Source organism: Amycolatopsis sp. NPDC051128 (assembly GCF_040682715.1).
Taxonomy (GTDB): domain Bacteria; phylum Actinomycetota; class Actinomycetes; order Mycobacteriales; family Pseudonocardiaceae; genus Amycolatopsis.
Genome location: NZ_JBFBBN010000014.1, coordinates 172,808 through 180,449 on the forward strand (window position 1 = coordinate 172,808; position 7,642 = coordinate 180,449).

The 7,642-nt window shown below is 70.3% G+C and carries 10 protein-coding genes; 3 read left to right on the plus strand and 7 right to left on the minus strand.

Features of this window, described 5'->3' with window-relative positions; translation table 11 throughout:
• Positions 1-158: 158 nt before the first annotated feature.
• A complete protein-coding gene (locus tag AB0M82_RS17645) occupies positions 159-1,112 on the minus strand; it encodes a diacylglycerol kinase family protein (RefSeq protein ID WP_364722649.1) in 954 nt (317 codons plus the stop codon).
• 322 nt (positions 1,113-1,434) lie between these two features.
• On the opposite strand from AB0M82_RS17645, the gene AB0M82_RS17650 reads away from it, so the two are divergent.
• Entirely contained in the window at positions 1,435-1,905 is a 471-nt protein-coding gene (locus tag AB0M82_RS17650; protein ID WP_364722651.1) for a hypothetical protein, read from the plus strand.
• 121 nt (positions 1,906-2,026) lie between these two features.
• Here AB0M82_RS17650 and AB0M82_RS17655 read toward each other — a convergent pair whose 3' ends face one another.
• The gene (locus tag AB0M82_RS17655) at positions 2,027-2,509 is read right to left on the minus strand and encodes a GNAT family N-acetyltransferase (RefSeq protein WP_364722653.1); all 483 of its coding nucleotides are present in this window, start codon (positions 2,507-2,509) and stop codon (positions 2,027-2,029) included.
• Between the two features lies 1 nt (position 2,510).
• Complete coding sequence (locus AB0M82_RS17660; RefSeq protein WP_364722655.1) at positions 2,511-3,101, minus strand: acid phosphatase; 591 nt, start codon at positions 3,099-3,101, stop codon at positions 2,511-2,513.
• 82 nt (positions 3,102-3,183) lie between these two features.
• Here AB0M82_RS17660 and AB0M82_RS17665 point away from each other — a divergent pair, with 82 nt between their 5' ends.
• Complete coding sequence (locus AB0M82_RS17665; RefSeq protein ID WP_364722657.1) at positions 3,184-3,657, plus strand: hotdog fold domain-containing protein; 474 nt, start codon at positions 3,184-3,186, stop codon at positions 3,655-3,657.
• On the opposite strand, the gene AB0M82_RS17670 is transcribed toward AB0M82_RS17665, so the two are convergent.
• The 4 genes from AB0M82_RS17670 to rfbC form a co-directional block, all read right to left on the minus strand.
• Complete coding sequence (locus tag AB0M82_RS17670) at positions 3,654-4,322, minus strand: hypothetical protein (RefSeq protein ID WP_364722658.1); 669 nt, start codon at positions 4,320-4,322, stop codon at positions 3,654-3,656. The two genes, AB0M82_RS17665 and AB0M82_RS17670, sit on opposite strands and share 4 nt — an antisense overlap.
• An 87-nt stretch (positions 4,323-4,409) precedes the next feature.
• Complete coding sequence (locus tag AB0M82_RS17675; protein ID WP_364722660.1) at positions 4,410-4,844, minus strand: MarR family winged helix-turn-helix transcriptional regulator; 435 nt, start codon at positions 4,842-4,844, stop codon at positions 4,410-4,412.
• Positions 4,841-5,299, minus strand: a complete 459-nt coding sequence (locus AB0M82_RS17680) for an SRPBCC family protein (protein WP_364722662.1) — start codon at positions 5,297-5,299, stop codon at positions 4,841-4,843. The genes AB0M82_RS17675 and AB0M82_RS17680 overlap by 4 nt, the downstream gene beginning before the upstream one ends.
• Before the next feature lie 59 nt (positions 5,300-5,358).
• Complete coding sequence (gene rfbC / locus AB0M82_RS17685) at positions 5,359-5,964, minus strand: dTDP-4-dehydrorhamnose 3,5-epimerase (protein ID WP_364722664.1); 606 nt, start codon at positions 5,962-5,964, stop codon at positions 5,359-5,361.
• 360 nt (positions 5,965-6,324) lie between these two features.
• Between rfbC and AB0M82_RS17690 the strand changes: the two genes are divergently transcribed.
• Positions 6,325-7,506, plus strand: coding sequence for an NADP-dependent malic enzyme (locus AB0M82_RS17690; protein ID WP_364722666.1), 1,182 nt, complete (start codon positions 6,325-6,327; stop codon positions 7,504-7,506).
• Positions 7,507-7,642: the final 136 nt, after the last annotated feature.

Here is a 7,642-nt window from a genome sequence, read left to right on the forward strand (position 1 = left end):
GAAGATCGGTGAGTCAGCTCACCCGGCCGAGCGACGCGTCTGACCTGCGGTTTCTCTCCGAATCGGCCATCCGAAGGGAAGGTTGATGCGGTGAGTGGAGGCTCTGCGTCGACGAACGGCAGATGGCACTTTGCCGCAGGCGATCAGCGGTCCCATCGTCACGTAATCACTCTGAGTGCATCGGGGACGCTGAAAAACTCCACCCTGGTTCGCTGGCCGACGAGGTCGCCGTCCACCTGGAAGTTTACCGGTTCAGCTGCGTCGATGCGGATCATCGGCAGGTCATCGTGACGCACGAGACGTCGGCCGCGTTGGTTGCTCTTCGTGGCCAAAGCATGGCGTACATGCTTGAACACGGTGGGCAACGTCAGACCGCTCAACGCGAACAAGCCCAATCCCGTCTCGAACGAGCAACCCGGATTGAGGTGGATCGCACGCTCGCCCAGGTAGCTCCACGGGTCGGTGTTGGACACGAAAGCGGTCACCGCCTCGGCGGGTTCCTCGCCCGGGATGCGGATCGTCAAGGCCGGCCGGCCCAGCGGCGGCCGGAAGTAGGAGCGGACGGCGGCCCGCAGGTACAGCCCGGCGGTGGTCTGCTTGCCGCGGCGCTTCGCGACCCGGCCGACGACGTCGGCGTCCCAGCCGAGGCCGGCGTTGAAGGTGAACCAGTGGCCGTCGGCCAGTCCGAGCCCGACCCGGCGCGAGCGGTCGTTCTCCAGCGCGTTGAGCAGCTGGTGGGTGGCCTCGACGGGGTCCGCGGAGATGCCGAGGGCGCGCGCGAACACGTTGGCCGAGCCGCCGGGCACGACGCCCAGCGCGGGCACCGGCCCGATTTCAGTGGGGTCACCGTGGGTCCGCGAAGTCCCGGACGTCACCGCGGCGTCGGCCAGCAGGCCGTTGACGACCTCGTTGACCGTGCCATCGCCGCCGTGCGCCACGACCAGGTCGATCCCGTCCCGCGCGGCCGAGCGCGCGATGGCCCTCGCGTGGCCGCGGTAGTCCGTTTCGACCACGTCGAGCTTGACCTGGCTGGCGAGCGCGTGCGCCAGCACGTCCCGGCCACCGGCGGTGGTCGAGGTGGCCTGGGGGTTCACGACGAGGATTGCACGCACCACCGCAGGGTAAGTGACTTCCGGCGGCCCGAGAACCTTCCGGCGTCGCATGGTGACGGGCGCAACCCTGGGAACAGCATCTTCGAGACCCTGTGCCGGGCGGCCTCCTTCACACCACGAGTGTCCGCTCGTCGTGACAAGTGCACCCGGGCCGACCGCCCGCTCATCGACGACACCTGAATCTTCGACGCCCGGGCGGTCCCGCGAAAACGGCCGACCGGGTGGCATACGATCAAAAGAGCTCACGCACGGTGACTCGCCCTGGTCGAGTCCACTGTGCTCTCGCAAAGCGCCTCGAAAGCCCGTCCGGAAGGCTGTCGCAGTGAAGCTCTCGCCCGCGCCCCGCGAGGTCCGGCTGGCCGGCGCCGTCACCGCGGTGCCGTCGCTCGCCCTGCTCGTGTTCGGGGTGATCGTGCTGGTGAACGGCCTGCGGGAACCGGCGCAGCCGGGCAACAACGTCTTCGTCGAGTCGGGCACGTTCATCGTGGTGGCGCTGGCGTTCCTGGCGGCCTCGGCGGGACTGGTCCTCGGCCACACGTGGGCGCGCTCGCCCGGCGTGGTGATCGCGCTGATCGTGATCGGGCTCGGCTGGTACCTGCTCGGCCCGTCCGGCGAGCCGGCCTGGGGCGTGCCGATCGCGCTGTTCGGCATCGCCACGCTGGTGCTGTTGTTCCGCCGTCCGTCCCGCGCCTGGGCGCTGGGCCTGCGCGAGGGCGAGACCGAAACGGAGGCCGCCGAACGCGGTGGGCTCGCCGGCCGCCGCGCCGAGCGCGAAGGCCACGAAGAAGACTGAATCCGGATTTCGCGTGATCAGGCCCGTAACTCGCGTGATCGGAGCCGTAACTCGCGAGATCCGGCGGCAATCACGCCGGATCCGGCCTCGATCACGCGAGATCCGGCTCTGATCACGCGAGTTACGCCTGTTCGGCGAGGGCTCGCAGGGGTGCGTCGGTGAGCCGGTTGACGGTCCACTCGTCCATCGCCACCGCGCCGAGGGCCTTGTAGAACTCCGTGGCCGGATTCCAGTCCAGCACCGACCACTCGAGCCGCGCGTAGCCGTTCGCGACGCATTCGGCCGCGAGGGCCGCCAGCAGCGCCTTCCCCAGGCCCGACCCACGCTGCGAGGCGCGGACGAACAGGTCCTCGAGGTAGATCCCGTGCACGCCGCGCCAGGTCGAGTAGTTGAGGAACCAGACGGCGAAGCCGACGACCTCGCCGTCCACTTCGGCCACGTGCCCGAACAGCTTCGGCGCCGCTCCGAACAGAGCCTCGTGCAACTGCGAAGTCGTCAGGTGGCACTCGTCCGGCGCGCGCTCGTACTCGGCGAGTTCGTACGCCAGCTGGACGGCGGCCTCGACGTCGTCGGGCCGGATCCGGCGGATGCGGTCGTCGGGCACGTCAGTCCTCCAGTGCGGGCAGCAGGTTGAGGTGTTCGATCTGCGGTTCGCCGCGCTCGTCGCCGAGTACCGCGATCCCGGCCGCGTCCAGTCCGAAGTGGACTCCGGAGGTGGCGGGCAGGCCGAGCCAGCGGGCCACCAGCACCCGGCTGAAGTGCCCGTGCCCGACGAGGATCACGTCACCGGCTTCGATGTCGCGGCGAGCGCGCTCCAGGACCTTGTCCGCGCGGTCGGACACCTCTGCGGCGCTCTCGCCGCCGGGGATCGGGTGGGTCCAGACCGTCCACCCCGGCACGGTTTCCCGGATCTTCGGCGTGGTGATGCCCTCGTAGTCGCCGTAGTCCCACTCGGAGAGGTCCTCGGTGACTTCGTCGACGCGCAGGCCGGCCAGCGCCGCCGTGCGGAGCGCCCGTTCGCGGGGGCTCGACAGCACCAGCGACGGCCCGCCGACCAGGCTCCGGAGCGTGCCGCCCGCGGCGAGCGCCTGGCCTTCCCCGGCCGGGGTCAGCGGGATGTTCGTGCGGCCCGTGTGCCGCCCGTTCATCGACCATTCGGTCTGTCCGTGCCGGAGGAGGAAGAGACGGTTGGCCACGCCGCCGAATATATCCGTGGTTTGCGCCCCGGCGGGTCGTCTGCTTAGCTACTGAACGGTAGCTTAGCTCGAGGAGACGCCCATGCCGGAGACGCCGACGTACGCGCTGTGGCGCAAGCTGGCCGGGAAGCCCGGCGGGAAACAGCTGTTCAGCGCCGGGATCTGCCTGCGCGTGCCCTACTTCCGCACGGTGCTGCCCTCGGTGCGCGAGCTGCGGCCAGGCCACTGCGAGGTGACCGCGCCGAAGTGGTGGGGTGTTCACAACCACATCCGCACGTTCCACGCGATCGCCGCCTGCAACCTCGCCGAACTCGCGATGGGCATGCTCGCCGAGGCGACGATCCCGCCGACGCACCGCTGGCTGCCGAAGGGCATGAACGTCCAGTACGTCGCGAAAGCCGAGACGGGCCTGCGCGCGGTGGCGGCGCTGCCCGAACTGCCGGAGTTCGGCGACGAAGGTTTCGAGCTCGAAGTCCCGGTGACCATTTCGGACACGAACGGCAGGCCCGTGGTCACCGGGACGATCATCATCTGGGTGACGCCGAAGAAGCGTTAGAGCTGCTTGTACCGCACGTACGTCGTCTGGTGGAACGTGTTCTCACCGGACGGCGACGGCAGGCCGAGCCGCCGGTCGACGAGCTTGCCGAGCGCGCCGCAGCCCTGCGTGGCCGGGAGTGCGAGATCCGGGTCCACGACGCCGAAGTGCATGGTCGGCGGGTTCTTGGAGAGCACCGTCGGCGGCACGGCCGGGTCGTCGTGGACCACGGTGTGCAGCGGCGCCGACGCTGTGCCGATGCTGCATTCCTTGCCCAGCAACGGATGCCGGAGCGCCGCGTAGACGTCGAGCTCGCCCCGGCGCGAGGCGTTGCCCTGGAAGTCCGAGTAGCCGCCGTAGCGCAGCTGGAGCGTCGTGCCGGCCAGGCCGGGGACGCGCACCGGCGCGTGCCGCAGTGTGCCGAACGCCTGCGCGTACTGGCCGTTCACCCGGCCTTCGCTGAACGTCAGCCGCAGTTCGCCGAGCGGGATCTCCCGGCCGTGGATCGTCAGTTTCCCTTGGGAGACAAAGGCTTCGCAGCGCCAGGTGCCCGGGTCGGCGTTCGGCGGCGGCGCCGGGCAGGCGGTGAAGTCGAACGTCGGGAGTTCGTCGGCGGACGCGGCCCCCGGCGTCAGCGCCAGTGCGGCCGCGGCGACCCCGGCCGCGGCCAGTGCGAGGAGTTTCATGGCCGTCAGCCTGCTCGGACGGCCGACGCGGGACATCCGGGATCGCCCCCAGGGGAGACCCGAAATTTCGCGACCGGTGAACCACGGTCAACGGCCGAGCTTTGCCAGCGACGCGACGAAGCCGTCGTCCGCGCTCGAGAAGAATTCGGCGTCCGCGGCCTCGACGTCCTTCAACGCCTTCGCGACCAGCTCCAGGCCGGCCGGGGTGACCTCCAGGCGCTTCGCGCGGGCGTCCACCGGGTCGTCGGTCCGGTCCAGCAGGCCGCGTTCGGCGAGCTTGCGGACGACCTGGCTGGTCATCATCGTGTCCGTGCCGGCCTGGTCGGCGAGCTGCCGCTGGGTCGGTGGCTCCCCTGAGCGGGTGAGCCACCACGTGGTCGTCAGCAGCACGAACTGGACGTGCGTGAGGTCGTGCGGGGCCAGTGCGGCCCGCATCGCCCGCTGCCAGGCCAGTGTCACGCGCCACAGCAGGAAGCCGGGGCTGCGCTCGGGGCCGGGCAGGCGGGACTCCGGGGCGGTCATACCCGCGAGGATGCTGTGACATCCGGGGGCTCCGGCACCCGGTCCCCCGAAAGAGTTGCCTCAGCGAGCCGCGCCAGCGCGCGCATGGCGTCCGGGGTGTCCTCGGTGACCTGCGGGCCGAAGCCGTCGGGACCGTCGATGGTGACGCGGTAGATGATCCGCGTGCCGCCGTCGACGTCCGCCAGCACGTGCTCGAACCGCAGGTGCGCGTCCGGCAGCCGGGTCTCGTCGGTGAAGCTCCGGCCCTCGGTGACCTCGGTGAGGGTGAACGGGATCGGCGGCATGCCGTCCATGGTCATCGTGCCGCTGGTGCCGACGGTGAAGGAGCCGTCGAGGACCACCGACCGGACACCCGCGTCCCACTCGGGCCAGCGGCCGGTGTCGGCCCACAGCGGCCAGATCGCGGCAGCCGGGGCGGCGGAGATCTCGCTGTGCTCGTACTCGTAAAGTGTCATGCAAGCAGACTATATGCACGCTTACTAACTGCGCAAGCAGCCTGATGGCCGCAGATCGGTCAGTTGGCGGAGCGCAGCTTGTCGTAGTACGCGACGCAGTCGTCGTACGCCGGGAGCAAGCCTTGTTCCCGGGCTTCGGCCAGCGTGGGGGCGTCGCGGTCCTTGTCGGACAGGATCGGCTCGATGTCCGCGGGCCACGGCAGGTCCAGGGCCGGGTCGAGCGGGGTGATGCCGTGCTCGCCCGACGGGTTGTACGGCTCGGAGCAGAGGTAGGCCATCGCCGTGTCGTCTTCGAGCGCGACGAAGCCGTGACCGAGACCCTCGGCCAGGTACACGGCGCGGTACTCGCGCGCGTCGAGCCGGACGGCGTCCCAGGCGCCGAAGGTTGGCGATCCGACGCGGAGGTCGACGACGACGTCGAGCAGCGAGCCGCGCGGGCAGTAGACGTACTTCGCCTGACCGGGTGGTGTGTCGGCGAAGTGGATGCCGCGGATCGTGCCGCGCCGGGACACGCTGTGGTTCGACTGGCCGACCCGCAGCGGGTGACCGGCTGCCTCCTGGAAGGTCGCCTCCTGGAACGGGGCGACGAACAGGCCCCGGTCGTCGGAGAACGCCCGGGGGAGGAACTCGTAGGCATCCGGGATGCTCAGCCGGCGGAATTGCATGGCATCACCTTATCGGGCGCCAACAAAACCGAACGGACGTCTTGGGAATTGGGGTCAAACGGTAGGGGTGTGACATCAACCGCACCGAGGGGTCGCGGTCGCGGGCGAACCTGTCACAATGAACGAACCGCCGCGTCCGCGGCCATCGCCAGACCCACGGCATCGATGGCCGACGTGACGCCTCGCCGACAGGCCGGCGCTACCGCGCTGGGCTGCCGTGCCGGAGGAAGCCCCACGGTTTTCCGTGCTGCCGTGGTCCCCCCGCTCGCAGGCCCAGGAGAAATTCCAGTGACACACGTTCGAACCGCGAGTTCCGTCATTCCCACTGGGGGAATGACGGAAACGACGACAGGAAACCCCATGGACGACCCCACCGGCACTGTTGCGCCGGTCACCGACGAAGAGATCTTCACCGGGCACGAGGGTGGCAAGCTCTCGGTGGCGGCCACCCGCCCGATTTCGAGCGCGCGTGACCTTTCGATCGCGTACACCCCGGGGGTGGCGAAGGTGAGCCGCGCGATCGCCGAGGACGCGGCCAAGGCCAAGCGGTACACGTGGGCGGACCGGCTGGTCGTCGTGGTGAGCGACGGGACGGCGGTGCTCGGCCTCGGCGACATCGGCGCCAGCGCGTCGCTGCCGGTCATGGAGGGCAAGTCGGTGCTCTTCAAGACCTTCGGCGGGCTCGACTCGATCCCGCTGGTGCTGGACACCACCGACGTCGACGAGATCGTCGAGACACTGGTGCGGCTGCGGCCCTCCTACGGGGCGGTCAACCTGGAGGACATCTCCGCGCCGCGCTGCTTCGAGCTGGAGGACAAGCTCAAGGAAGCGCTGGACTGCCCGGTCATGCACGACGACCAGCACGGCACGGCGATCGTCACGCTGGCCGCCCTGCGCGGCGCCAACCTGGTGCTGGACCGGGCGATCGCCGACCAGCGCGTGGTCGTCTCCGGGGCCGGCGCGGCCGGCGTCGCCTGCGCCCGGATCCTCCAGGAGGCCGGCATCGGCGACGTCACCGTGCTCGACTCGCGCGGCATCATCCACCCGGACCGGGACGGCCTGAACCCGGTCAAGGCGCGGCTGGCTTCGACGACGAACAAGGCCGGGTTGACAGGCGGGCTCGCCGAAGCGCTGGAAGGCGCGGACGTGTTCCTCGGCCTGTCCGGCGCGACGATCGACGAGTCGCTGCTGGGCCGGATGGCGGGCGGCGGCATCGTGTTCGCCCTGTCCAACCCGGACCCGGAGGTGCACCCGGTCGCGGCGGCGCGCTACGCGTCGATCGTGGCCACCGGGCGCAGCGACTTCCCGAACCAGATCAACAACGTGCTGGCGTTCCCCGGCGTGTTCCGCGGCGCGCTGGACTCCGGCGCCCGGGCGATCACGGAGGGCATGAAGCTGGCGGCCGCCGAGGCGATCGTGTCGGTGGCGATGGACGACCTGGCCGCGGACCGGATCGTCCCGAGCCCGCTCGATCCGCGCGTGGCCCCCGAGGTCGCGGCGGCGGTGGCGAAGGCCGCGGAAGCCGACGGCGTCACGGCCTGACCCATGCGCCCCAATGTGGCGTTCGGTGCGTGCAACGCACCCCTACGCACGCACACGCAGGTCTCGTACCTGCGCGACATCTCGCCGGTCAGCTTCGCCGCCTACGACGGCACCTCGGTCGACATGCGCTCGGCCG

Excerpts from the sequence above, each read along its gene's own strand:
- AB0M82_RS17675 (WP_364722660.1), bottom strand. The coding sequence starts at position 4,844 with ATGACCGCCCCGGAGTCCCGCCTGCCCGGCCCCGAGCGCAGCCCCGGC.
- rfbC (WP_364722664.1), bottom strand. The coding sequence starts at position 5,964 with ATGCAATTCCGCCGGCTGAGCATCCCGGATGCCTACGAGTTCCTCCCC.
- AB0M82_RS17670 (WP_364722658.1), bottom strand. The coding sequence starts at position 4,322 with ATGAAACTCCTCGCACTGGCCGCGGCCGGGGTCGCCGCGGCCGCACTG.
- AB0M82_RS17690 (WP_364722666.1), top strand. The coding sequence starts at position 6,325 with ATGGACGACCCCACCGGCACTGTTGCGCCGGTCACCGACGAAGAGATC.
- AB0M82_RS17680 (WP_364722662.1), bottom strand. The coding sequence starts at position 5,299 with ATGACACTTTACGAGTACGAGCACAGCGAGATCTCCGCCGCCCCGGCT.
- AB0M82_RS17665 (WP_364722657.1), top strand. The coding sequence starts at position 3,184 with ATGCCGGAGACGCCGACGTACGCGCTGTGGCGCAAGCTGGCCGGGAAG.